Origin of the sequence: Rhizobium album, from assembly GCF_003122325.1 — a bacterium.
GTDB classification, from domain to species: Bacteria; Pseudomonadota; Alphaproteobacteria; order Rhizobiales; family Rhizobiaceae; genus Metarhizobium; species Metarhizobium album.
In genome coordinates this window covers 278,669-302,817 of the sequence record NZ_QFBC01000007.1, presented here as the reverse complement: position 1 = coordinate 302,817, position 24,149 = coordinate 278,669, and the positions used below count along the sequence as shown (strand labels likewise).

The window sequence follows — 24,149 nt, the reverse complement described above, 5'->3', positions numbered from 1 at the left end:
GTCTTCGTGCTGACCTCCAGGGACATCAACTTCTCGGCAGCAAAGCCGATCATCTCCCGGAGCAAATCGGCATCAGCGCTCTTCTCAACGAGCGAGCGCAGGGTCATCATGTCGTCGGTCATCGGTGATCTTTCCTTCAGGTTGGTCTTGAACAACCCGACCCTACCGGAAAAACACTGGTGACCGCCGATACCCTGATACACCACCTCCTGGGACACGATCTTATCTGCCGTGACGGCTCGTTGAGCAGAAGCAAGAAGGACTGCCAGGCGACCGCGGGCGGCGTGGGCTTTCTCGGGTCTGGATCATCTGACATGCAGCCCACGGCCCGTAATGATTGCAGCTGCAGATCTGGAACATATTGTACCGGCCCGCGCGGCGGGAGGTATTGCATCGAGGACGATGGCGATAAGAGTTATCTGTCGTCGGATTGACGTTTTTTGTGCGCTGCGCCTTTCGTCTCGTTATCCGAATAGCACCCACCGCGGCAGCCATTCATTTTTGCCGCCCTCGTCGTTTGTGTAATCGCAATATTCTCGCTTGTGTCATTAGATTTTAAGCGAGACAATTGTTGCTGTAACTCACATGGAGGCGATCTGTGGCGTTTAAGGACAAATTCTCGGTCAGTGAGGTGAGCTTGCCTACTGCAGCGGATAGCTATTTGGCATCCGGCGACTTCAATGGTGACGGGTTTATTGATTTCCTCCAAACTCAATACGTTCCAGGAACGTTGCAGCGACCAGTTTCAATCGTTAGCAACGGCGTTGGCGGCTACTCCGTTTTGAACGCAACTCTTTCAGGTAATGCGTTTGAGAACCCTTATGCCGTTACCGGCGATTTCACGTCAGACGGCATACTCGATGTCGCCGTTTTTGATGCGGGACACTACGACTGGTCAGTTCGGGCCGGTTTCGGTCATGCGCCGGTACTCTTTGTTGGAAATGGAGCCGGTCAATTTACTGCGTCGAACGTGCTTGCCGACGCAGTAGCGAATGCTCCAAAAGATAGTTACCTGGGTTCTTTTTCTGGCTCCAACCTGCATATCAAGGATGTTACCGCTGCCGATATTGACCTGGATGGAGACTTGGATCTGTGGGTTGAAAGTACCGGCGGCAACAACATCACCAGCCATTTCATGATCAACGAAAATGGTTCTTTTCGCGTCGATCCGCTGAGAATTGAGCAGGAAACTATAACCGGTACCTATCCTGACAATTATTTCCGCTACGGAAGCGGCGAGCTTAAGGATCTGAATGGCGACGGCGCCCCCGACCTTATCCTCGGACAGATCCGCGACAACAATCCACAGCATCTCAATCAATCAAGCTTTGTGATCTACAATGATAGCAAAGGCTATTTCCCAATTGAAAACCGTGTGAAGTTGCCGTTACCCGAATTCTATAACGGTTATACATCGGTTAACGCCATCGCGGCAGCGGACCTTAATGGCGACGGGCGCAGAGACCTGGTGCTCGGGCACACCCGAAACGATGATGTCGCAGGCGCCGTCGAGCAGGCGTTCCAAGGTCGCTTCCTCCAGGTCCTTTATCAGCAAGCGGATGGCTCGTTCTCTGACGTTACCGGCGTTGCGTTGGGTGACCAGACCTCGACCACATATCCTCCGAATAATGAGTCCAATTATCCGCGAGAAATCCTCATCCGGGATGTGAATGGCGACGGCAATCTCGATATTATCGCCAGTAAGTTTTACGAACGCACAGACACCTATGCGCCAGCCGTAATGCTGAGTAATGGCGCAGGCCAATTTTTTGCGGCTGATCCCTCCTTTTGGCAAAAGGATGCATATTGGGGTGAATTTCCAGCCTTTGGTGACTTCAACGGCGACGGCGTTCTGGACATGGTCCATCTTGACCGGCAACCGGGAGCAAATGGCCAGTTTGAATACTCCATTCCTGGCGACGATACCGGCATTTTCACGCTTCAGTTCAGCAAACCTGGACAAGAAGGCATAACTGCGGCTAGCCCCACCCGCGGCACCGATGGCAACGATGTCATCGTCATGTCCCGCGGTTACGAGAACGCTTGGGGGTTGGGCGGCAACGATCAGATAAGAAGTGGAGCCACTGACGACCGCATCGACGGTGGGACGGGAATAGATACGGTCCAATTTTCCGGCAACCGTACGGAATACGACATCACCCGGCCAGGAGCCATGACCGCGGTAGCTGATCTGAAGGGGCGGGACGGAGACGACGTTCTTGTGAACATAGAAAGGCTTCAATTTACCGATGGCAGCCTGGCTTTCGATACCATGGGCAACGCTGGCCAGGCCTATCGCATTTATCAAGCTGCTTTTGATCGTACCCCCGACACCGGTGGCCTGTCGTTCTGGATCAAGGCAATAGATGGGGGCGTGTCGCTTATCGATGTTGCTGCGGGCTTTGTCGCGTCGGCCGAATTCACCTCGGTCTATGGCGCCAATCCATCAAATCTCGATTTCGTGGACAAGCTTTACGAAAACGTGCTGGGTCGAGACGGCGAAGCCGGAGGCATTTCCTACTGGGTCAGCCAACTCGACGCAGGAGTATCACGGCAGCAGGTGCTCGCCGGCTTCGCCGAAAGCGCCGAAAACATCACTGGCGTTGCTCCTGCCATCACAGATGGCATCTGGTACGTCTGATTTTGCCAGCAGGCGGTGCACTCTATGATAAACGGATTTTTTCGCTCCTCACGAGACAGCTATTTACCCAAGAAGAACCAATGGCATTGCCGCGCTAAGCTCCAAGAAGCCGCCGAGGAATGCCGGCAATAGTCAGATTGGCAATGATTCAGTCTGGCGGCGTCAGGCCTGCTCAATTCATTCGCGCGGTGAACGGCGCAAGTTCTTGGTCAATGCGAGACCTGTGATTGGGTCGGGCCTCAACCAGTCGTGGCATCGATCAGGTGTACCAGATCCCATCGGCAATCGCCGGGGCAACGCCGGCAATGTTTTCGGCGCTCTCTGAGAAGCCGGTGAGCACCTGCTGCCGTGATACTCCGGCGTCGAGTTGGCCTATCCAGTAGGTTACACCGCCGGCTTCGCCGTCTCGTCCAAGCACGTTCTTGTAAAATCTGTCGATGAGATCGGAGTTGGACGGATTGTCTCCATAGACCGAGGCGAATTCGGCTGAAGCGACGAAGCCGGTGGCAACATCGATCAGCGAGGTGCCGGAATCCATGGCCTTGATCCAGAACGACAGGCCACCGGCATCGGGGATGCGATCGAAAGCAGCTTGATAGATCCGGTAGGCCTGGCCGGCATTGCCGGCAGTATCAAAGGCGAGAATTCGATCGGCAAATTCTGCGCGCTCCACGCCGGTAAGGATGTCGTGTTCGGCATTCGGCTTCTGCACATCGACGGAGCCATCGGCAAGGCGCAAAACTTTGTAGTCGGCACTGGCAAGGGCATAGCGGACCATGTCTAGACCGATGCCTCCGTCGAGGCGGTCATTTCCTCTCGAACCAATGAAAGTGTCGTTGCCATCGAAGCCAGCGATATCGTCGCTTGTGGCAAGTCCTCCGAGCGTTTCGGATCCGCTGCGGCCGAATGCATTGGTCGAGATGCCTGTGTATGCCGTGAGTTCAAACTGCTCGTTCGTGGGCGTATATACTAGGCCGAAGTAATCCAATCCATATTGGCCGTCGAGATCGATCGGGAAAAGTCGCGGGATGGGAGATGAATTGTAGTCTTCGAAGCCCGCCACCTGATTCGAGTCCACGATGGCTAAGATTGACCGGTCTATCCAAGTGAAATGACCACTTCCGTCGTTGAGGGCGATCGAAGTTCCGGAATCATTCAATCCTTGACCGTTGTTCGTCGAGTCCCAGATGTCCAGATCCCCGTCGTGATCGACATCAACTATACTCAGTTCGCCTTCGCCGTGGGATTGATCTCGAAGGGTGTTGTCAATTCGGCCGGATGTCTCGTCGACAAAGCCATGGCCCTGCTGGTTGATCAAAATTTGGATCGAGCGGCCGATATAGTAAGGTTCGGCACGAGTTTCTCCCAGGATTATGTCGTCCCAACCGTCATGATTAATGTCGGCAATCTTCATGTGGTTGAACTTTGTATTCTGCTGGCCGAACAATCCGGTGGGTAGTTTCTCGACGTTCCAGCCGGCAGTACCGTTCGCCCAGCGGGAGTAGAGCACATAGGCGGGGTTCCCTTCGGAATAGGCCACCACGATGTCATCGACACCATCCCCGTCGAGATCCGCAATTGCCGACGACATCGGATATGCGGTGTCAAGCTTCCCCTCGGCCGGCAGCAGTTCGGAATGCGTTGTGAAGTGACCACTTCCATCGTTGAGGAAAAGTACCTTGATGGAATAAAGGTCGACGTCACCATCACCATCAATATCACCAGCCGACATATCATGTCCTGAAGCGTAACCTTCAGGCGGGCCTCCGTTTTCCTGGCCTTGAATCCATGCGCTGGCATCGACTATCTTGCCGCCGGGCTGCGAAAGCACCAGCGTGACAGGGTCATATTGATTTGTGTAGGTACCGTCGGGATTGCGTTGTACAATCCCCGTTCCGGCCATGACGACATCATCGACGCCATCGCCATTGAAGTCTGCCACCACCGGCCGGTAGGGCATATGCACCTGCGGAGCCGCTCCGAGGAACGCCTGGTTTGCCGGCTGCAATACGCCCGTGCCATCGTTCAGGAACAATGTGGGCACAAGGTTTAAGTTATTCGGCACGGTATGCGGAGACGCAGCCCAAGATACGAGCAGGTCTTGATGGCCATCGCCGTTGAAATCCCCAGCGGCAGTTCCTGTTTGTCCCACGTAAAAAAGCCCAGCGGGATGATAATCTGTTGGATTAGGGTAATAATATTCGGGATGCATCGCGGTTGTTCGATACGAGTAGAAACCAAATTGGAAAATTCTGAAGCTATCAGTGTCCGAAGGCACATTTACAGTGCTGACCGATGCCATTTTCCTGCCCCACCAATTTGTTTTCAAAAATGAAATTCTTACATTGGAGGAAGAAGATTTTCAACTATGCCGAACTGCCATGGGCATCTAACGTCTGCCCTTTCACTTCTACATGATTTAGCCTCCGCGTATCGGCCGCGCCGATCTGGTCTCCGAAAATGAGGGGCAGGATATCAGTTGAACTGATTTCCTCCATCTCGACAGCTCTGATCTGGGCACGAACTGACACACGGCCTGGGGGGGCAAATTTGCATGCCCATGCGCCGGGAACCACAACAATTAACAACATCGCTGAGCGGCTTTCACGCCAGTACTGCGCTTGCCTGATACCAAAATTTACCGACATGCTTGCCGCCGTGAGGGCGGACAAAACCAAGCGTCCGAAATTCGGACGGTTCGTTCGGTGGAGAGTTTCTTCGAATTAGGCCGGGACGAAATTCGTACCAAGCTTCCGAAAGGCGTTCTTTCAAATATGCCCCGACGGCACATTCAGCAGAAACTATCCAAATTTCCATAGTTTCCTTTTCGACCTCGGCGATTAGTTCGTTACTGAGCCATTGTACAGGAGCCTTTCGTCATCGACTCTGGCCGCCATGTCCACAGAAGTGGCTCGGGAAAATTGAACAGTTGAGATAAGTGGCTTTCGGCTTTTGAACACGGCAGTATGCCGGGAACAGGAGCCATGATGACGAAACGACCCCGCCGCAACCACAGCCCTGCCTTTAAGGCGAAAGTCGCGCTTGCCGCGATCAAGGGCGAAAAGACAATGGTTGAGCTTGCCCAGCAGTTCGACGTGCACCCGAACCAGATCACATCCCCATTTCCCGTTGCTTGCCGGCGGACGTCCACATGAAGAGCCAGGACTTCGAACCTGTTGGCGTGACGTTGAGATAGAGGCCGCCGCCATCACTGTGCCGGCCGGGTTTTAGCTTGGTGGACTTACGAGAACATCGGTGAGCTTCTGCAGACTTCGTGCCATTCCTTCCCTACTTTCATCCCCACTTTCGGATACGGATGGATGAGAACAGATGTGAACGACAGTGAACGACCAATCTCGAAAATGTAAGCAGATCAAAGGCTAGGCGAATAGCTGCAAACGTCAATGTACGAAAGTTAGCCGGACACCCTCTCCGCCACTACTTCCCGGACAGAGATCTTTCAGTACTGAAAGTTGCTATTCCAGCCTTGTCAGGGAATGTTTCCTTGCTGCCGGTCCGTTCCGGCTGTCGCGAAGGTGCTGGTCGCCCGCTCTGTCACCCTTGGAACAATCAGCACATCACAAAGGCTCGATAGTGTTGGCCAACGCAACAGAGGTTGGACGGACACATGACGGAAAACCACGACGACATCGAGACGATTCGGCAGCGGCTGCATTCCCTGCAGTCACATTCCGAACGGCAGGAGCAGAAATCGCGATACGTACCGAACCGGCACACGCGGCTGATCCGCCGGATCATTCGCCTGCTGGCGCGGGATCAGAGACGGTATGGCGGCCGACGGCCGATGGAAATTCCGCCTGCCTCCTTGCAGTCCGGCGTGGACCGGGAGGTTTCCAAAGACGAGATATGAGGGGCGGGCATTTGGCCCGGCCCACAGGCCGATGTGACAGGTAGATGTCCGCGCCATTGGCAGGCTGCCGCGATTTCCGGACGAGCGGGCAGATCCGGCGGCCGGCCTGGGGCGCCGCCTTATTCAGGGAACCTGGATGACAGAGAAGAAAAGGCCAAGATTGCGGATTGCTGTTGCAAATCCCTCATAATCGACCGGCTTGGTGATGTAGACGTTGGCGCCGAGATCGTAACATTTCTGTATTTCCCGCTCGTCGTCAGTGGTCGTCAGCACGACGACCGGCAGGCGCCGCGTATGTTCGTTGCTCTTGATCTGTTCCAGAATATCGATGCCGGACATATCGGGAAGGTTCAGGTCGAGCAACACCAGGAGATAGCGGTCCTTGGAAACCTCGCCGTCACGAGCTTCGCCGAGGATGAAGTCCAGGGCTTTCTTGCCCAGCGTGAACGGCACGATCTCGTTGTGGACGCCGGCACGCCGAACATTCTTTTCGATCAGACGAGCATGGCCCTCGTCGTCCTCGATCATGACGATAGTGACTTCCTGGCCGGTGGCTTTCATGGCTCCATACTCCGCACGATTTTTGTCAGGTCGGATGGCAGCGTCAGGATGAAGGTGCTGCCGCTATCCAGTTCGGAACGCACGATAATGTCTCCGCCCAAATTTCGTATTAACGATCGCACATAAGCAAGGCCGATTCCTTCGCCCGGCTGATCCTGGTCGCCGGCGCGGCGGAACAGCTCGAAAATCCGTTCCTGGTCGCGTTCGGCGATACCGCGGCCATTGTCTGCGACATCGATCCTGATGCGGTTGCGCGATTCGGCATGGGCAGTGATCGCCAGCTTCAGTGGCCGGCCCGGTTTCTGGTACTTGACGGCATTATCCAGCAGATTGCCGAGAATCTGGTCGAGCGAGAACCGGTCGGTGGTGATCTGCGGCACGTCTACCGAAATCTCCAACTCGCCGCCGGAGGCCGAGATCTGGTGGTAGATGCTGGCGGCGGTCGCATTGATGGTGGCTTTGAGGTCGAGCGTTTCGGGCATCAGCTTGCGGCGCCCGTCACGGGAAATCTTCAGGATGGCGTTGATCAGCGAATCCATCTTGCGTGTGGACGAACGGATGAAGCCCATGGCTTCCGGCAGTTCTTCCTCCACGGCAAGTCTGGCCAGGCGTTCGCTTTCGTCCGTTTGCTTCTCCGGGGCTGCGAGCATGTGGCTACGCAGATCCTTGAGGCCGTTTTCGAATTCGCTGAGGAAACCCATGATATTGACGAGGGGCGCACGCAGGTCGTGGGTGACGATGTAGGCGAAGCGCTGGATTTCGTCGTTGGCGCGCATGAGATCGAGGGTTCGCTCTTCGACGCGTGTTTCCAGGCCGGCATTGAGGATCGCCAACTCGGCGTGGGCGCGTGACAGATCGCGCACATGCTGCAGGATGATGGCGACCGAGCCGCCGACAACCAGCAATATGGCGATTGCGCCGCCCAGCGTCACCCATTGCAGGCTATTGGCGGCGCTGAGCTGATCGACAACGATAACGCGCAGCCGCTCATCGGTCTGCGCCAGGAAGCCCTCCAGAATGCGGCGAATGGCGTACATGCTGTTTTTCCCAGCATCCGTCGCCACCATGTCCAGAGCCGCGGTGCGGTCACCGGCCCTGGCGGACGTGATCGTGCCTTCCATCTCCTTTACTTTGCCGTCGATCAGCGCATCCAGTTCGGCAAGGTGCGTTTCGTATTCCGGCTTGCCGACGATATTTTTCGAAAGGGTCGCCCGTCGCGCCGGAAGCTGGGAAATCGCCTCGGCATAAGGATCGAGATAGCTCGGTTCTTCGGTGAGCAGGAAGCCCCGCTGCCCGCTTTCCGCGCTCTGTATGGTCGAGAACAGGTCGATGGTGGCGCTGCGCACCCGGCGAAGCTCGGCCGTCTGGTCGGAATATTTGGCGTTCTGGTGGACGAGCCAAAGCGAAGACGCAACGATCACGAGCAGGATAACGATGCCGACCGCCAGCATCAGCATCGTGGACCGCACAAAAGAGCTGCCGGGTTTCATGCTGTATCCGTAAAAACAAGGGTCAAGGCAATGTAGGACAGTCCTTTCAAAAGAAAAGGCCGGCTTTGGAAATCATTGTCTTCCGGAGATCGGCGCCGGACAGGTTGGCCGGTGCGCGGTCGCGGCTCAGTGCGTGAAGGCAGCGCCGATCAGCGCCTTGGTGTAGGCCTCCTGCGGATGGTGGAAGATCGCTTCGGTTTCTCCCTCCTCGACGATCCTGCCGCTTTTCATCACCACGACGTAATCCGCCATGGCTTTCACGACGGCGAGGTCGTGGCTGATGAAGACGTAGGACAGGTCGTGCGCCGCCTGCAGCTCGCGCAAGAGCGCGATCACCTGGCTCTGGACGGAGCGGTCGAGCGCCGAGGTCGGCTCGTCGAGGATCACCACCTTCGGCTTGAGGATCATGGCGCGGGCGATGGCGATGCGCTGGCGCTGGCCGCCGGAGAATTCGTGCGGATAGCGGTTGCGTGCCGCCGGGTCGAGATGGACTTCCCGCAAGGCTTCTGCCGCGCGCCGGTCGCGTTCGATCCTGTCGATATCGGGGGCGTGGACGAGCAGGCCTTCGGTGATGATCTCGCCGACCGTCTGGCGGGGCGACAGGGAACCGTAAGGGTCCTGGAAAACCAGCTGCAGCTCCTTGCGCAACGGCCGCATGGCGGCGCGGTCGAATTTGGAAATATCCTGCTTTTCGAAACGGTAGGCGCCGTCGCTGGCAATCAGGCGCAGCAGCGCCCGCCCGAGCGTCGACTTTCCTGAGCCGGATTCGCCGACGATGCCGATCGTCTGGCCTTGCCGGAGCGTCAGGTCGACATGATCGACCGCCCGCAGCATGCCATTGTTCTTGCGCAGCAGGAAGCCGCGGGCGAGGCTGAAATCGACGGTGACGCCGCGGCCTTCGAGGATCACCGGTGCGCTGGCTGCGACCGGCTGCTTGTGGCCGGACGGCTCGGCGGCCAGCAGCATTTTCGTATAATCGGCCTTTGGCCGCTGGAAGATGTCTTCGGCGCTTCCTTCCTCCGCCACCTCGCCGCGGCGCATGACCACGACGCGGTCGGCAAAATGCTTCACCACGCCGAGATCGTGGGTGATCAGGATGATCGCCATGCCGAAGCGTTGCTGCAGCAAACGCAGGAGATCGAGGATCTGCGCCTGGATGGTCACGTCGAGCGCCGTGGTCGGTTCGTCGGCGATCAAGAGGTCCGGCTCGTTGGCGAGCGCCATGGCGATCATCACGCGCTGGCGCTGGCCGCCGGACATTTCGTGCGGATAGCTGTCGATGCGCCGCGCCGGCTCGGGAATGCCGACGAGGTCGAGCAGTTCCAGGGCGCGGGCGCGCGCCTGCCTGAAACTCAAGCCGCGATGGTGGACGAGCGGCTCGGCGATCTGGCGGCCGATGGTGTAGAGCGGATCGAGCGAGGTCATCGGCTCCTGGAAGATCATGGTGACCCTGGCGCCGCGCACCTGGTTCAAGGCCTTGGTGTCGAGGCCGATCAATTCCCTGCCGCGATAGCGGGCCGAACCGGTGGCGCTGCCGTTTTTAGCAAGCAATCCCATGATGCCCATCATCGTCTGGCTCTTGCCTGAACCGGATTCGCCGACGACGGCGAGCGTTTCTCCGGCCCGCACATCGAGGTCGATGCCCTTGACCGCCTCGACCGGACCGTCCGGCGTGGTGAAGGTGACGGTGAGATCCCTGACCGAAAGGATGGTTTCGCGGTTTTCGCTCATCGTCAGCGGTCCTTCGGATCAAGCGCGTCGCGAAGGCCGTCGCCGACGAAATTCAGCGAAAACAGCGTGACGACGAAAAAGATGGCAGGGAAGATCAGCAGCCAGGGCGCCGACTGCATGTTGTTGGCGCCTTCGGCGATCAGCACGCCCCAGCTCGTCAGCGGCGCCTGCACCCCGAGGCCGAGGAAGGACAGGAAGCTTTCGAGCAGGATGACCTTCGGCACCACCACCGTAACGAAAACCACCACCGGACCGATGGTATTGGGAATGATGTGCCGGCGAATGATCTGCCAGTCGCTAAGGCCGAGCGCCTGGGCGGCACCGACGAATTCGCGCCGTTTCAGCGCCAGCGTCTGGCCGCGGACGATGCGGGCCATGTCCAGCCACTCCACCGCGCCGATCACCAGGAAGATCAGGATGAAGCTGCGGCCGAAAAAGACGACGAGCACCACCACGAGGAAAACGAAGGGCAGCGAATAGAGGATTTCGACGAAACGCATCATGACATTGTCGACGCGTCCGCCGAGATAACCGGAGATCGAGCCGTAGAGCACGCCGATGGTCAGCGAAACGAGGCTCGCCAGCAGGCCGACGGAAAGCGAGATCTGACCGCCGAGCATGACGCGGGCGAGCAGGTCGCGGCCGTTGCTGTCGGTGCCGAACAGGAAATATTCGCGTGCCACGGTGCCGGTCAGTTTCAGCGTGCGGCCGTCGTCTTCGGTGGCGGCGACTTCGGTGTTGTCGAATTCGTTGGCGCGGTCGAAGTAGCGCGTCGTGCGCGGATCGATCGGCTGTTCGGCGGTGACGGTAGCGGCAAAACTGTTGCCGTCGACGGTAAATTCCTTCAGCGAAACGCGGGCGCGCGTCGCCACGCTCTCCATCACGTCCTTCAGCGTATCGGCCTGCGGCCGCGGTTCGAGGCTCGGCGGCACCGAGACATAGGAGGGGAAGACCTGGTCGTAGCTGTGGCCGATGACGGAAGGACCGGCAAAGGAGAACAGGGCGACCAGGGCAAGCATGATCAGGCCGCCGAGTGCCGGCTTGTTGCGCCGGAAGCGCAACGCGGCAAGCTGCACGAGGCTGCGGCTCTTGACGGAACGGGGGGCGGCCGCGTCAGTCATGGCGAACCCTCGGATCCAGCAGGCCGTAGAGGATATCGACCACAAGGTTGAAGAGGATGACGAAGATGGCGATCAGCACCACCGTGCCCATCACCAGCGTATAGTCGCGGTTGAGGGCGCCGAGCACGAAATAGCGGCCGACACCGGGAATGGTGAAGATCGTCTCGACCACGGCCGAGCCGGTCAGCAGCGCTGCGGCGCAGGGTGCCAGGTAAGAAACCACCGGCAGCATGGCTGCGCGCATCGCATGGGTGACGACGACGACCCGCGGCGGCAGGCCGTAGGCGCGGGCGGTGCGGATGTGATCGGTGTGCAGCGCCTCGATCATCGAGCCCCGCGTCAGCCGCGCGAAGACGGCGAGTTGCGGCAAGGCCAGCGCGATCATCGGCAGGATGAGAAAACGCAGCGACCCGTCGCCCCAGCCGCCGGCGGGCAACAGCGACAGGAAGACGGCGAAGATGAGCGTCAGGACGGGTCCGATGACAAAATTCGGCACGGTGACGCCGATGGTCGACAGAGACATGATGGTGAAATCGAGCGTGCTGTTCTGCCGAAGGGCAGCGATCGTCCCGGCCAGCACGCCGCCGATGAGTGCCAGGAGCAGGGCGTAGAAGCCGAGTTCGATGGAATAGGGCAGGCCCTTGCCGATCAGCTCGGCGACGCTGTTGTCCTTGTAGATATAGCTCGGGCCGAAATCGCCGGTCACCGCATTGCCGAGATAGGTGAGGTATTGCCGCCACAGCGGCTGGTCGAGCTGGTAGGTCCGGACCAGGTTGGCCATCGTCGCCGGCGGCAGCGGCCGTTCGAGGTTGAAGGGACCGCCCGGCGCGAATCGCATCAGGAAGAATGAGATGGTGACGACGATGAACAGCGTTGGCACGGCGCTCGCCAGCCGTCGCAGCACGAAGGAAATCATGGCGGCGCTCCCGCACTCTCCCGGGTTGGCGCACAGACGTCGACCGGCCGTGCGCCAAAAGGGTCCTGATTATTCGGAAACGCTCAGGAAGCGGCTGAGATGCTGGTTGGCGGCGTTGTCTTCCCAGCCCTTGACGCGGTCGGAGACCATCCAGAGATCGGCCTGGGTGAGCAGCGGCGCGACCGGCTGTTCCTGCATCAGCAGGGCTTCCGCCTCATGCAGCACCTTCGAGCGAGCGGCCGGATCGCGTTCCTCATAGGATTTTTTCATGAGGGCGTCGAATTCGGGATTGTTGAAGCTGCCGTAGTTGAAGGTCTTGTTGGTGCTGACGCTGAGCGCCAGGAAGTTTTCGGCATCGGCGTAATCCGCCACCCAGCCGGCGCGGGCGACGTTGAACTTGCCGCCTTCCTGCAGGTAGGCGTAATGCGAGGAGACGTCGAGATTGACCATGGTCACGGTGGCGCCGAAGGTGTTCTTCCACATGTCGGCGACGGCGGTGGCGACCCGCTCGTGGTTCGGGTTGGTGTTGTAGCGGATCTCGATGGCGAGCGGCTTGCCGCCTTCGCCGTAGCCGGCTTCCTTCATCAGGGCGACGGCCTTGTCCTCGCGATCCAGCTGCGAGTCTCCGGCGAAATCGGCCCGCGACGGTTCGCCGTAACTCTCGATGCCGGGCGGCACCATGGAGTAGGCCGGGATCTGCGAGCCGCTGTAGATTTCCTTGGCCAGAAAGTCGCGGTCGACGGCCATGGACAGCGCCCGGCGCACGCGGACGTCGCTATAGGGTTCGCTGCGGGTGTCGAAGGCGTAATAATAGGTGGCGAGCGTCGGCGAGACGTGCACCTGGCTGTTGTAAGCCGTGCGCAGGCGATCGATCTGGTCGGCCGAGAAATTGTAGACGAGGTCCATCTCCTTGGCCTCGAAGCGGCGGATCGAGGCGGCCTGGTCGTCGATCGGATAGAAGATCACCTTGTCCAGCTTGACGTTGGCGGCGTCCCAGTGGTTCGGATTCTTCTCGACGACAAGATTGTCGTTCGGCACGTGGCTGACGAGCTTGAAGGCGCCGTTCGACACCATGATGCCGGGCTTGACGAAGTCGGCGCCGTTCTTCTCGACGCTTGCCTTGCTGACCGGCAGCGCCGTCTGGTGCGCCAAAAGTTCGAGGAAGAAGGGTGTCGGGCGCTCCAGGGTGATTTCCAGCGTCCTGGCGTCGACGGCCTTGATGCCGAGCTGGTCGACGGCGACTTCGCCCTTGTTGACCTTTTCGGCATTCTTCACGGGATAGAGGATGTTGGCGTAGCCGGCAGCCGTCTTCGGATCCTCGACACGCTGGAAGGAGAAGACGAAGTCGTCCGCCGTCACCGGCGAGCCGTCCGACCACTTGCCGTTGTCGCGCAGCTTGAAGGTATAGACGGTGCCGTCGTCGGAGACCGTCCAGCTTTCCGCCGCGCCGGGCACGATCTTGCCGCCGGCGTCGTAGATCGTCAGGCCTTCATAGAGATCCTTGAGGATGAATTCCTCGATGTTGATGGAGGTGTGCGCCTGGTCGAGCGTCTGCGGCTCGCCGGCATTGCCGCGATGAAGGACGGTTTCGGCCAGCGCCGGACTGGCGCCGATCAGCATCGAGCCGAGCAGCAGGGCCGCAACATGACGATTGAACGTGAATGCCTTCATGGTTTCTCCCCTTTTTATTTTCAGTTGTGGAAACCCAAGAGAAGGCGAAATCGCGTGCGAAGGCAAGCATCTTTATAGTGCATTTACAAATGTATGGGTGATTTAGGTTCGAATAATTCACGCAAAAAGTTTGCGGTCAGGTGTCGTGCAGCACCGCCAGCGCAGCCTGCTTGCCGTGCTGGCGGAGATAGGCGCCGAGATCGACGGCCGACAACGGAAAGGCAATCGCATAACCCTGGAGGATCTGACAACCGAGATCGGCCAGTATCTCGGCATGTTCCAGCGTTTCCACGCCTTCTGCGATGACTTCGATATTCAGCGTCCTGGCGATGTCGACGATAGAACTGACCAGGCTGGTCTGTTCCGCCGAGGCGACAATCGGAAACACCAGCCGCCGGTCTATTTTGAGACGCTTGGGCTTCAGCTTGACGAGACCGACGATGGAGGCATGGCCCGAGCCGAAATCGTCGAACTCGACATCGATACCCATATGCTTCAGCTTCTGGATATTGGAGAGCGCTGTATCGTCGAGTTCGTCGAGAAAGATGGTTTCCAGCAATTCGAAACTTATGGCATCCGGTTCGATATGCAGCTTGGCGAGCTGCTGCAGCAGGCTGGGTTCGGCGAGCCGGCCGGCGGAGATGTTGATGGAGATTCGCGGCACGGCAATTCCCGCGGATTGCCAAACAAGGCGATCGGCGAGAACCCGAAGCAGGACGGTTTCGTCAAGTTGAGCGGCGAGGTCGCCGTCGGCGACAATGTCCAGGAAGGCTTCAGGCAGGAGCAAGCCATGCTCCGGATGCTGCCAGCGGACCAATGCCTCCATCGCCACCACGGCGCGCGTGCGGGCATCGACCTGCACCTGGTAATAAGGAACGAGGTCGCCATTCTCCAGGCCCTGCTTCAACTGCTCGGTCAAAAGGCGCTCGCGGATCAGTTGCTCTTTCATGGCCGGCAGGAAGCGTTCGATCCGGCCGCGGCCGTTCTTCTTGGCGGCATAAAGGGCGATGTCGGAATCGGCCAGAAGCGACGCGGTGTTCCCGTCCGTCGTCCAGGCGAGACCGATGGAGAGGCTGGTTTTCAGCAGCGTGCCGTCATGCATCACGCCCGCCTTGTGCCGGCGGGCCAGAGCGCGAGCCAGCGCCATGGCCTCGTCGGTCGATCCGAAATCCGGCAGCATGAGGATGAACTCGTCGCCGCCGACCCTCGAGGCGAAGCTGCCTGCCGGCGCGGCGTTGCGCAGGATCTGTGCCGTCGCCATCAGCACCGCATCGCCGGCGGCATGGCCGTGGGTGTCGTTGACGGCTTTGAAATTGTCGAGATCGATATGCAGGATCGCCAGGCTGCGCGCTCTCCCGCCTTCGCACAGTTCGGCAAGCCGCCGGTCGAAATAGCGGCGGTTGGGAAGGCCGGTCAGGTAATCGTGGTCGGCAGCATGTTCGATCTGCGCGTGGCTGCGCTCCAGCGCGATGGCCCGCCTTTCGGCGATGGCTTTCTGCAGCGTCAGTTCGCGGTTGAGGTGGATGTCGGCGGTGATGTCCCACTCGGCGCCGATCAGGGTGGCGCGGCCGGCCTCCTCGAAATAATGGGCACGGGAGCGGATGTGCCTGATGTCGCCGTTCGGCAGCACGATGCGGAAATCGGAGGAATAGGCGCCCTTGTGCGCCACGGCCTGGGTGAAATCCGCCATCGCTTTTTGAGTGTCGTCGGGATGAAGCGCCTTCGTCCAGTCGTCGGCATGCACGATCGGGTCGGTGCGCCCCGTCTGGTACAGGGCATGCATCTGCAGGTCCCACAGGACCTCGTCGGTTTGCGGGTCGTGCTCCCAGACGCCGATCCGCGAGGATTCAAGTGCGAGTTGCAATCGACGGAAGATGTTCTGGAATTCTCGCTCGGACCGAACCGGGTTCATGAGGGGACTCTGCGGCGGATTGCGTCATGGTTATCGGCAGGCATGGTGCGGGAAGTCCGTTAAGGAAACCTTCTTTGCCATGCTTTGCAGCGGCTTTGAGAGAGTATGCCGATCGCTTTAAATCCTGAATTGCTAAGGCGTGCGGCCGATTTCGAAGATTCAATTTCAGGCTGTTCTTTTTGGTTATCCAGGATGGTTAGCGGCATATTAATTATCGACAAAAAGACTAGACATAGTTGACTCCGGTCCCAAATATGGCATGATTGTGTCATTGGAGATCGCTTGAAAGAGGTGCTTATGTTCTATCTCGGTGGACTGACCCTTGGTTATCTGTCTCCGTATCCCGTTTCGCCGGACGCTGCAGTGCCGGCACCGGCAAAGGCCAGGAAGGCGAAGCCGGTTTTCGAAACGACCGGGAATGGAACACACAAAGACGACGAAGAACGGCCTATGCTCTGGCCATGGCACGTCTTTTATTGAGTGCCTTTTCCTTGCCGATCGGGTGAATTTTCCCCTCCGTGTCAGGAAGACGGAAAATTATCTCTATAAAAGCGATAGAGATACTCTATGAATAAGAGAATAGCGGGAACGATCGGCATGGTCGTTCGTTGCCTGCGAGAAAAACCGGAGAACTGATGTCGAACATCGATGCATCGGAGGAATCCATGGCACATTACCAGACTGTCATCAGCCCGAAGCAGCCCGTCCGCGGCCGTGTGTTTACCCGGCGCCAGAAGTTCGTGACCTTGCTGAACAACGGATTGTTCGTTGCCGCTTTCCTGTTCGTCGCAGCCGTGGTCTGTGGTGTTTTCCCCTGACTAGTTCCAGCTAGTTTCGGCCGACTTTCGACGGCCGAAACTCTTGCGTCTATTTCGCCGGCAGCCAGGCTTCGGCGAGTTCCACCCAGAAGGCGGCGCCGATCGGCAGGATGTCGTCGTTGAAATCGAATTTCGGGTGGTGCAGTTGCGGATCGTGCGGCGTCCGCTGCGTGCCCAGGAAGAAATAGCTCCCCGGCCGCTTTTCCAGCATGTAAGCGAAATCCTCGCTGCCCATGAACGGGCGGGCGAGTTCGACCACCTTGTCCTCGCCGGCGAATTTCCTTGCCACCTGGCGCAGGAAATCCGTTTCTTCCGTGTGGTTGACCGTGGCGCTGTAGCTGCGCTGGTAATCGACGCTGGCGGTCATGCGGTAGCTTTCGGCCTGCCGTTCGGCGATCAGCGTGATGCGGCGCTCCAGTTCGTCGCGCGTTTTCGGATCGTAGGAGCGGATGCCGACGACGATGTCGACATGACCGGGAATGATGTTGCTCGCCGTGCCGCCATGGAACGAGCCGACGGTGACGACCGCCGGCTCCAGCGGATGGATGTTGCGCGAAACGATGGTCTGCAGCGCCATGACGATGCTGGCGCCGGCGACGATCGGATCGGCGGTTTCCTGCGGCTCGGCGCCATGGCCGCCCTTGCCGTTGATGCGGATGCGGCATTCGTCGACCGCCGCCATGATCGGGCCGTTACGCAGGGCGAACTGGCCGAAGGGAATGCCGGGATCGTTGTGCAGCCCGAACACGGCATCGCAGGGGAAGCGCTCGAACAGGCCTTCCTCGATCATGATCTTGGCGCCGCCGAAGTTTTCTTCGGCCGGCTGGAAGATCAGGTGGATGGTGCCGTCGAAATTCCGCCGCTCGGCGATCATCTTGGCCGCGCCGAGCAGCATGGTCGTGTGGCCGTCATGGCCGCAGGCATGCATGATGCCGGGATGTTTGCTGGCATAGTCGGCGCCGGTCTCCTCGACGATCGGCAGCGCGTCGATATCGGCGCGGATGCCGACGGATTTGCCCGACGTGCCGTTCTTCAGCGTCGCGACGATGCCGGTCTTGGCCAGGCCGCGGGTGACCTCGTAGCCCATGGCGGTCAGCTGTTCGGCGATGAAATCGGCGGTCTTGAATTCCGAAAGGCCGATCTCCGGATACTGGTGGAGATAATGGCGGGTCGCCACGAGATCGGGCATGGTATTCGGAAATTGATAGGTCATGTCACGCACCACGGGTTGGAATGCGGTTTTCCACGAAACGGAACGCCACAATCATCATGCCGGTCAGGCACAGGTAGATGAGCGCCAGCAGCAATAGCGGCTCATAGGTCAGATAGGTATCCTGCCTTACCTTGGAAATCACCGCGTAAACATCGATGACGGTGATGGTCGCCACCAGGGGCGTCGATTTCAGCTGCAGCACGGTTTCGCCGGTCAGCGTCGGCAGGGCGCGATGGATGGCACGCGGCAGCCAGATGCGGCGAAACAGCGTGAAGCGGCGCATGCCGAACGCCTTGGCGGCCTCGATCTCGCCTTTGGGCACGCCGGCAAAGGCGCCGCGCATGACTTCGCCTTCATAGGCGGCAAACGAAATCATCAGCGTCACGAAGCCGTAAGGCCAGGCCTGGCGCAGATAAGGCCAGAGGAAGGATTGCCGGATCTCCGGATATTGCGCGAAGATCGAGCCGAGGCCGTAATAGATCAGCCAGAGCTGCAAGAGCAGCGGCGTGCCGCGGATCAGCGTGCAGAAGCCCTTGGCAAGCCAGGCGAGCGGACGCGGTCCGGTAACCTGCACCAGGCCGAGCGGCACGGCAAACAGGAAACCGGCGATCGCCGTCGAAAACAAAAGGATCAGCGTCTGGCCGATGCCGTAGAGCAGCCGGCCCTGATATTGCGGGATCCAGTCCCAGCGCATGAACCAGACGATGCAGAAGATGATGACGGCGAAGACGGCGATCAGGAACAGCCGGTGCGGCTCCAGCAGGCTGCGGGCCTTCGGCGGGGTGTAGACGGGCAGGGCGGGCACGTGTTCGCTCATACCGGATCCGCCATGCCGCGGCGCGCGCGGCGCTCGATGATGCCGATGACGACGTTGGAGACGAGTGTCAGGAGCAGGTAGAGAACGCCGGCCGCCAGGAAAAACATCATATAGGCCTTGGTCGAGCCGGCCGCCTGGCGCGTCACCAGCGTCAATTCGCTGAATCCGACGACGGCGAGCAGCGCCGTATCCTTGGTGGCGATCAGCCAGAGATTGGAGAGGCCCGGAATGGCGTAGGGCAGCATTGCCGGCAGGGTGACGCGGCGCAGCACCTGGAAGGGCGGCATGCCGTAGGCGCGGGCCGCCTCGATCTGGCCGGGCGGCACCGCCTTGATCGCGCCGCGCAGCACTTCCGTCGAATAGGCGCCCTGCACCACGCCGATGACGAAGATGCCGGCGACGAGGCCGTTGATATCGACCGGGCCGTAGTTGAACAGCCCGATCAGCTGGTTCACCGCGTCGGTGCCGGCATAATAAAGCAGCAGGATGAGCACCAGTTCCGGCACGGCGCGGATCAGGGTCGTGTAGACCTCCAGCAGGTCGCGCAGGATGGGGCCGCCGTACAGCTTGCCGAAGGCGCCGCCGATACCGAGGACGATACCGAGGCAATAGCCGCCGATCGCAAGCTCAAGAGATCTGACGAAGCCGCCCAGCATCACGCCGCCCCAGCCGGGGGCCGACAGTGACAACAGGCTGAGGTCGAACATCGTCGCGGATGAAGCAGCCATAAGAAGAATCCGATGGGACGTTGGAAACGCGCCGGAGGGCGGAAAGCCGCCGGGACGTCAAACACCAGGCTTTCGGCCGCTGCCGGCAGTCGTCTGCCGGCAGGGCGAAAACGGTGGCGTTACTTGCCGTAGACGTCGAAGTCGAAATACTTCTTGGAGAAGGTGTCGTAGGTGCCGTTGGCGCGGATCGCCTTGATGGCGGCGTTGATCTTTTCCTTCAGCGCGCCGTCTTCCTTGCGCAGGCCGACGCCGACGCCAAGTCCGAGGATGGCCGGATCGTCTTCGACGTAACCCTTGAGATCGCAGCAGGCGCCGGCTTCTGACTTCAGGAAAGCGTCGAGCGCGATCGAGTCGGCCTGGACGGCATCGAGACGGCCGGCGGCGAGATCCTGGTTGGCTTCGTCCTGCGTCTGGTATTCCTTGATCTCGGCACCCTTGGCACCGAAATAATGGGTCGCATAGGCCTGGTGGATGGTCGAGACCTGAACGCCGATCACCTTGCCGGCCAGGCTTTCCGGCTTGGCGTCAAAGGTCTGGTCCTTCGGGCCGATCAGGCCGGTCGGGGTGTTGTAATATTTGTCGGAGAAGTCGATCGTCTTGAGGCGTTCCTCGGTGATCGACATGGAGCCGACGATCATGTCGATCTTCTTGCTGGTCAGCGCCGGGATGATGCCGTCCCAGGCGACGGGCGTGATGACGCAATCGAGCTTGGCTTCCTTGCAGATGGCGTCGGCGAATTCGACTTCCCAGCCGACCCACTTGCCGTTGGCGTCGGGCGAGGTGAACGGCGGATAGGGTTCCGCTGCAAAGCCGAGCTTGACCTGTTCGGCCATGGCGGCGCTGAAGGGTGCTGCGCCGAGCGCGACCGCCACCGTGAGGGCCTTGAGAATGTTCTTCATTGTTTTCCCCTTTTCTTGTTGGTTCGTTTGGTTAGTGGATCGAGCTGATGAATTTTTTCAGCCGCTCGGATTTCGGTGCGCCGAACATTTCGGCCGGCGGCCCCTGTTCCTCGATAAGGCCGTTGTGCAGGAAGACGACATGACTGGCGACTTCGCGCGCGAACTTCATCTCGTGCGTCACCAGGATCATCGTGCGTTTTTCCTTGGCGAGGTCGCCGATGACGGTGAGAACTTCGCCGACCAGTTCCGGGTCGAGCGCCGAGGTCGGTTCGTCGAACAGCATGACCAGCGGCTGGATGGCGAGCGCGCGGGCGATCGCGGCGCGCTGCTGCTGGCCGCCGGAAAGGAAGGCGGGATAGGCGTCGCGCTTTTCATAGAGGCCGACGCGGCGCAGCAGGGCTTCGCCGATCTCGACCGCCTTGTCCTTCGGCATGCCGAGCACATGCACCGGCACCTCGATGACATTCTGCAGCACCGTCATGTGTTGCCAGAGGTTGAAGCTCTGGAACACCATGCCGAGCTGGGTACGGATACGCTGCACCTGCCTGCGGTTCGATGGCATCAGGCCGCCATGGCCGTCGCTCTTCATGGCGATGGTTTCGCCATGGATGGTGACGGTGCCGGCGCTCGGCAGCTCCAGGAGATTGATACAACGCAGGAAGGTGGATTTGCCCGAACCCGAGCCGCCGATGATGGCGATCACATCGCCCTGATTGGCTGTCAGCGAAACGCCCTTGAGAACTTCAAGAGGACCGAACCGCTTGTGAAGATTGGATATTTCAATGGCTTGCGCCGAATCCGTCATGAAGAGATCCGCCTCGGCCGGGCAGTCATCGCCCGGTTGCTGATTGCACTGTTCCCGTCCAGCTTATCGTTCGATTTTCCGGCTCGTGCCGCTGGTTTCACAACCGTGATGACAGGGAGTTTTGCACTTGTACGAAAATTATTCAAGCGTATAATAATTCGCATCTTCACAAATTTGGCGGTTTTATTCTTGGCCGGCCGTTCTCCGGGGAGTTTTCGAATGGGTGCTTTCGGTTCGCAGGCGATGTCGACGCAGTTGCGCAGGGTTTTGATGCGTCGGCCGGGCAAGAGCTTGAAGGCCGCCGATCCGAAGGCCTGGCATTACGGCCCGACCTTCGACGCCGACCGCGCCATCGCCCAATATGCCGAGTTCGCGCGGCTCGTCGAAAAATCCGGTACGGAAATCGTCTGGATGGAAGACGATGGCGACGGTCTTGCCGATTCGATGTTCACCCAGGACCCGTCCTTCGTTACCGATCATGGCGCCGTCATCCTGCGCATGGGCAAGAAGCTGCGCCTGGCGGAGCCGGCCCTGCACGAGGAAGCGTATACGCGCGCCGGCGTGCCGATCCTTGGCCGGCTGGAAGCGCCGGGTACGGTGGAATCGGGTGATTGCGTCTGGGTGGATGCCAAGACACTGGTGATCGGTCGCGGTGTGCGTTCCAACCAGTCGGGTATCGATCAGGTCGCCGCGCTTCTGGCGCCGCACGGTATCACCGTGCTCGGTTTCGACCTGCCGCTGTGGCAGGGCGCGGAGGCCTGTCTGCACCTGATGTCGGTGATCAGCCCGCTCGCCGACGACCTGGCACTGGTGCATGCGCCGCTGATGCCGGCCGCCTTCTATTTCCTGCTGCAGGACAAGGGTATCAAGCTGATCCACGCGCCGGAAGAGGAATTTGCTGAAAGCAGCGGCCTCAACCTCAACGTCCTGCCGACCAGCCCGCGCAACGTCATCATGGTCGCCGGTTTCCCCGGCACCAAGGCAGCCATGGAAGCGGAAGGCTGCACGGTCGAAACCTTCGAGGCCGACGCCCTGTGCATCGCCTGCGAGGGCGGGCCGACCTGCCTCACCCGGCCGATCCTCCGGCGTGCCGCATGAGCCGCCGCGCCTTTCACCGGGCCAGCGAAACGGAGCGGCGGCAGGACCTGATCGCCGCGACGCTTGACTGCATCGCCGAATTCGGCGTGCAGGGCGCGACGGTGCGCCAGATCGCCACCCGCGCCGGTGTCACGGGCGGGCTGATCCGGCATTATTTCGCCAGCAAGGACCAGATGGTCCAGGCCGCCTACCGCGAAACCATGATGGGCATGACCAAAGCGGCGATCGATGCGGCGGATTCGGCAAGGGGCGATGCCAGAACGCGGTTGCGCAGCTTTATCGTCGCCAATCTGACGCCGCCGGTCACCGATCCGCGCACGCTGTCGCTGTGGGCCGGTTTCATCGGCCATGTCAGGCTCGATCCGGTGTTCGGCGCGATCCATAAGGAAAACTACCTGGTTTTCCGCCAGGCGCTCGAAACGTTGCTCGCCGATTTCCTCAAGGAGATGGGGCGGGTGCCGAGTGCGGCGGAATGCCGGGCGCAATCGATCGCCATCAACGGCCTGATCGACGGGCTCTGGATCGAGGGCTCGCTGGCTGCCGACATGTTCGATGAGACCGAATTGGCGCAGGTGGCGCTGCGTTCGGTGGAAGCCATGCTCGGCCTGCCCACGGGCGGCCTCGAGGACACCAACAAAGGATAGACGTCATGCGTTACGCATCGATCACCAACCGGCTCGAACATCTGGGGTCCGGCAAATGGGCCGTGCATCTGGAGGCCCGGCGCATGGCCACGGCCGGCGCCGATATCATCGAACTGACCATCGGCGAGCCGGATATCGCACCCGATCCGGCGCTTCTCGACGAATGCAGCCGCGCCATGCATGCCGGCCGCACGCGCTATTCCAACGGCCGCGGCGAACCGGGCGTCGTTGCCGCGCTGGTGCAGAAATACGGCAAGCGGCGCGCCGGCGTCACCGAACGCAACATCCTGTGTTTCCCCGGCACGCAGACGGCACTGTTTGCCGTCATGCTCGGCCTCGTCGAGGCCGGCGACGGCGTGCTGGTCGGCGATCCGCTGTATGCCACCTATGAAGGCGTCATCGCCTCCACCGGCGCGCACATGATCCCCGTGCCGCTCCGGCCGGAGAAGAATTTCCACATGCAGCCGGAAGACCTGGAAAAGGCGATCACGCCGAATGCCCGGGTTCTGCTGCTCAACACGCCGCACAATCCGACCGGCGCCGTCCTGAGCCGCGAAGAAATCGCCGCCCTCGGCGATATCTGCCGCCGCCACGATCTCTGGCTCGTCTGCGATGAGGTCTATGAAGAGCTGGTGCTGGATAAGGCCTTCGCTTCACCTTTCGACATTCCGTCGCTTGCCGAACGTACCATCGTCGTTTCGTCCATCTCCAAGTCGCATGCAGCCCCCGGCTTCCGCAGCGGCTGGGCGGCCGGCCCGGAGGAATTCTGTGACCGGCTGCTGCCGGTGTCGGAAACCATGCTGTTCGGCGTACAGCCCTTCATCGCCGACATGACGGCGATGGCGATCTCTCAGCCGTTCGAAACCGCCTCGATCATGCGCGAAAACTACCGCCGCCGCGCCAATGTGGTGAAGACGGCGCTGTCGGGCTCGAACGTGCTGCGGCCGGTGATGCCGGAAGGCGGCATGTTCATCGTCATCGACATCACTGCCACCGGCCTCAGCGGTGACGCCTTCGCCTGGGAGCTTCTCAAGACGGAAAAAGTGGCTGTCATGCCCGGCAGTTCGTTCGGCGAGCAGGCGGAAGGGTTCGTGCGCGTGTCGCTGACGGTGGCCGACGAAAAACTCGCCACCGCGATGGAGCGCATGGCAAAGCTTGCAGGCGAACTCGCCGCCAATCGCAATCCGCAGCAACGCAGCCTGTCGGCCTGATC

Annotated in this window: 19 protein-coding genes and 3 pseudogenes; 7 read left to right on the top strand and 15 right to left on the bottom strand. The window is 60.1% G+C overall.

What is annotated here, in order from left to right; translation table 11 throughout:
• A pseudogene (locus DEM27_RS17650) lies at nt 1-122 on the bottom strand (IS256 family transposase); the annotation flags it as partial.
• Nucleotides 123-598: 476 nt separating this feature from the next.
• Here DEM27_RS17650 and DEM27_RS17645 point away from each other — a divergent pair.
• Entirely contained in the window at nt 599-2,641 is a 2,043-nt protein-coding gene (locus DEM27_RS17645) for a DUF4214 domain-containing protein (protein WP_109459546.1), read from the top strand.
• Between the two features lie 259 nt (nt 2,642-2,900).
• On the opposite strand, the gene DEM27_RS17640 is transcribed toward DEM27_RS17645, so the two are convergent.
• On the bottom strand, nt 2,901-4,943 hold the full coding sequence (locus DEM27_RS17640) for a DUF4214 domain-containing protein (protein WP_109459545.1): 2,043 nt from the start codon (nt 4,941-4,943) through the stop codon (nt 2,901-2,903).
• A 685-nt stretch (nt 4,944-5,628) separates the two neighbouring features.
• On the opposite strand from DEM27_RS17640, the pseudogene DEM27_RS17635 reads away from it, so the two are divergent.
• Nucleotides 5,629-5,754: pseudogene (locus DEM27_RS17635) on the top strand (transposase); the annotation flags it as partial.
• Here the strand turns inward: DEM27_RS17635 and DEM27_RS35075 are convergent.
• Nucleotides 5,753-5,824, bottom strand: a pseudogene (locus DEM27_RS35075) (hypothetical protein); the annotation flags it as partial. The pseudogenes DEM27_RS17635 and DEM27_RS35075 overlap by 2 nt on opposite strands.
• 445 nt (nt 5,825-6,269) lie before the next feature.
• Between DEM27_RS35075 and DEM27_RS17630 the strand changes: the two are divergent.
• Nucleotides 6,270-6,512 (top strand): hypothetical protein, encoded by a 243-nt coding sequence (locus DEM27_RS17630; RefSeq protein WP_109459544.1) that lies wholly within the window; start codon nt 6,270-6,272, stop codon nt 6,510-6,512.
• 123 nt (nt 6,513-6,635) lie between these two features.
• On the opposite strand, the gene DEM27_RS17625 is transcribed toward DEM27_RS17630, so the two are convergent.
• From DEM27_RS17625 to DEM27_RS17595, 7 genes are all read right to left on the bottom strand, one after another.
• Entirely contained in the window at nt 6,636-7,073 is a 438-nt protein-coding gene (locus tag DEM27_RS17625) for a response regulator (protein WP_109459543.1), read from the bottom strand.
• A complete protein-coding gene (locus DEM27_RS17620) occupies nt 7,070-8,563 on the bottom strand; it encodes a sensor histidine kinase (protein ID WP_245445903.1) in 1,494 nt (497 codons plus the stop codon). The genes DEM27_RS17625 and DEM27_RS17620 overlap by 4 nt, the downstream gene beginning before the upstream one ends.
• Nucleotides 8,564-8,689: 126 nt before the next feature.
• Nucleotides 8,690-10,294, bottom strand: coding sequence for an ABC transporter ATP-binding protein (locus DEM27_RS17615; protein WP_109459542.1), 1,605 nt, complete (start codon nt 10,292-10,294; stop codon nt 8,690-8,692).
• Nucleotides 10,295-10,296: 2 nt separating this feature from the next.
• Nucleotides 10,297-11,415: an ABC transporter permease gene (locus tag DEM27_RS17610; protein ID WP_109459541.1), complete on the bottom strand. Its 1,119-nt coding sequence runs from the start codon at nt 11,413-11,415 to the stop codon at nt 10,297-10,299.
• Nucleotides 11,408-12,331, bottom strand: a complete 924-nt coding sequence (oppB, locus tag DEM27_RS17605) for an oligopeptide ABC transporter permease OppB (RefSeq protein ID WP_109459540.1) — start codon at nt 12,329-12,331, stop codon at nt 11,408-11,410. The genes DEM27_RS17610 and oppB overlap by 8 nt, the downstream gene beginning before the upstream one ends.
• 69 nt (nt 12,332-12,400) lie before the next feature.
• A complete protein-coding gene (locus DEM27_RS17600) occupies nt 12,401-14,002 on the bottom strand; it encodes a peptide ABC transporter substrate-binding protein (protein WP_109459539.1) in 1,602 nt (533 codons plus the stop codon).
• Nucleotides 14,003-14,138: 136 nt separating this feature from the next.
• Nucleotides 14,139-15,914, bottom strand: coding sequence for a putative bifunctional diguanylate cyclase/phosphodiesterase (locus tag DEM27_RS17595; protein WP_109459538.1), 1,776 nt, complete (start codon nt 15,912-15,914; stop codon nt 14,139-14,141).
• A 635-nt stretch (nt 15,915-16,549) separates the two neighbouring features.
• Here DEM27_RS17595 and DEM27_RS17585 point away from each other — a divergent pair.
• Nucleotides 16,550-16,732 (top strand): hypothetical protein, encoded by a 183-nt coding sequence (locus DEM27_RS17585; RefSeq protein WP_109459536.1) that lies wholly within the window; start codon nt 16,550-16,552, stop codon nt 16,730-16,732.
• 49 nt (nt 16,733-16,781) lie between these two features.
• Here the strand turns inward: DEM27_RS17585 and DEM27_RS17580 are convergent, their stop codons facing one another.
• The 5 genes from DEM27_RS17580 to DEM27_RS17560 form a co-directional block, all read right to left on the bottom strand.
• Entirely contained in the window at nt 16,782-17,945 is a 1,164-nt protein-coding gene (locus DEM27_RS17580) for a M20 aminoacylase family protein (RefSeq protein WP_245445901.1), read from the bottom strand.
• 1 nt (nt 17,946) lies between these two features.
• Complete coding sequence (locus DEM27_RS17575) at nt 17,947-18,762, bottom strand: ABC transporter permease (protein ID WP_109459535.1); 816 nt, start codon at nt 18,760-18,762, stop codon at nt 17,947-17,949.
• On the bottom strand, nt 18,759-19,490 hold the full coding sequence (locus DEM27_RS17570) for an ABC transporter permease (RefSeq protein ID WP_109459534.1): 732 nt from the start codon (nt 19,488-19,490) through the stop codon (nt 18,759-18,761). Before DEM27_RS17570 ends, DEM27_RS17575 begins: the two co-directional genes overlap by 4 nt.
• A gap of 119 nt (nt 19,491-19,609) precedes the next feature.
• Nucleotides 19,610-20,389 carry a transporter substrate-binding domain-containing protein gene (locus tag DEM27_RS17565; RefSeq protein WP_109459533.1) on the bottom strand — a complete coding sequence of 260 codons (780 nt, stop codon included), beginning with the start codon at nt 20,387-20,389 and terminating at the stop codon, nt 19,610-19,612.
• 31 nt (nt 20,390-20,420) lie between these two features.
• Nucleotides 20,421-21,194: an ABC transporter ATP-binding protein gene (locus DEM27_RS17560; protein WP_109459532.1), complete on the bottom strand. Its 774-nt coding sequence runs from the start codon at nt 21,192-21,194 to the stop codon at nt 20,421-20,423.
• A 219-nt stretch (nt 21,195-21,413) separates the two neighbouring features.
• Between DEM27_RS17560 and DEM27_RS17555 the strand changes: the two genes are divergently transcribed.
• The 3 genes from DEM27_RS17555 to DEM27_RS17545 are packed head-to-tail and all read left to right on the top strand — an operon-like array spanning nt 21,414 to nt 24,147.
• Nucleotides 21,414-22,292 (top strand): dimethylarginine dimethylaminohydrolase family protein, encoded by an 879-nt coding sequence (locus DEM27_RS17555; RefSeq protein WP_109459531.1) that lies wholly within the window; start codon nt 21,414-21,416, stop codon nt 22,290-22,292.
• On the top strand, nt 22,289-22,936 hold the full coding sequence (locus DEM27_RS17550; protein ID WP_109459530.1) for a TetR family transcriptional regulator C-terminal domain-containing protein: 648 nt from the start codon (nt 22,289-22,291) through the stop codon (nt 22,934-22,936). Before DEM27_RS17555 ends, DEM27_RS17550 begins: the two co-directional genes overlap by 4 nt.
• A 5-nt stretch (nt 22,937-22,941) precedes the next feature.
• Entirely contained in the window at nt 22,942-24,147 is a 1,206-nt protein-coding gene (locus DEM27_RS17545) for a pyridoxal phosphate-dependent aminotransferase (RefSeq protein WP_109459529.1), read from the top strand.
• Nucleotides 24,148-24,149 lie beyond the last annotated feature (2 nt).

Coding starts and splice junctions, on each gene's coding strand:
- DEM27_RS17640 (WP_109459545.1), bottom strand. CDS start 4,943: ATGGCATCGGTCAGCACTGTAAATGTGCCTTCGGACACTGATAGCTTC.
- DEM27_RS17610 (WP_109459541.1), bottom strand. CDS start 11,415: ATGACTGACGCGGCCGCCCCCCGTTCCGTCAAGAGCCGCAGCCTCGTG.
- DEM27_RS17585 (WP_109459536.1), top strand. CDS start 16,550: ATGTCGAACATCGATGCATCGGAGGAATCCATGGCACATTACCAGACT.
- DEM27_RS17595 (WP_109459538.1), bottom strand. CDS start 15,914: ATGAACCCGGTTCGGTCCGAGCGAGAATTCCAGAACATCTTCCGTCGA.
- DEM27_RS17565 (WP_109459533.1), bottom strand. CDS start 20,389: ATGAAGAACATTCTCAAGGCCCTCACGGTGGCGGTCGCGCTCGGCGCA.
- DEM27_RS17600 (WP_109459539.1), bottom strand. CDS start 14,002: ATGAAGGCATTCACGTTCAATCGTCATGTTGCGGCCCTGCTGCTCGGC.
- DEM27_RS17550 (WP_109459530.1), top strand. CDS start 22,289: ATGAGCCGCCGCGCCTTTCACCGGGCCAGCGAAACGGAGCGGCGGCAG.
- DEM27_RS17630 (WP_109459544.1), top strand. CDS start 6,270: ATGACGGAAAACCACGACGACATCGAGACGATTCGGCAGCGGCTGCAT.
- DEM27_RS17570 (WP_109459534.1), bottom strand. CDS start 19,490: ATGGCTGCTTCATCCGCGACGATGTTCGACCTCAGCCTGTTGTCACTG.
- DEM27_RS17575 (WP_109459535.1), bottom strand. CDS start 18,762: ATGAGCGAACACGTGCCCGCCCTGCCCGTCTACACCCCGCCGAAGGCC.
- oppB (WP_109459540.1), bottom strand. CDS start 12,331: ATGATTTCCTTCGTGCTGCGACGGCTGGCGAGCGCCGTGCCAACGCTG.
- DEM27_RS17560 (WP_109459532.1), bottom strand. CDS start 21,194: ATGACGGATTCGGCGCAAGCCATTGAAATATCCAATCTTCACAAGCGG.
- DEM27_RS17545 (WP_109459529.1), top strand. CDS start 22,942: ATGCGTTACGCATCGATCACCAACCGGCTCGAACATCTGGGGTCCGGC.
- DEM27_RS17555 (WP_109459531.1), top strand. CDS start 21,414: ATGGGTGCTTTCGGTTCGCAGGCGATGTCGACGCAGTTGCGCAGGGTT.
- DEM27_RS17620 (WP_245445903.1), bottom strand. CDS start 8,563: ATGAAACCCGGCAGCTCTTTTGTGCGGTCCACGATGCTGATGCTGGCG.
- DEM27_RS17625 (WP_109459543.1), bottom strand. CDS start 7,073: ATGAAAGCCACCGGCCAGGAAGTCACTATCGTCATGATCGAGGACGAC.
- DEM27_RS17580 (WP_245445901.1), bottom strand. CDS start 17,945: ATGACCTATCAATTTCCGAATACCATGCCCGATCTCGTGGCGACCCGC.
- DEM27_RS17615 (WP_109459542.1), bottom strand. CDS start 10,294: ATGAGCGAAAACCGCGAAACCATCCTTTCGGTCAGGGATCTCACCGTC.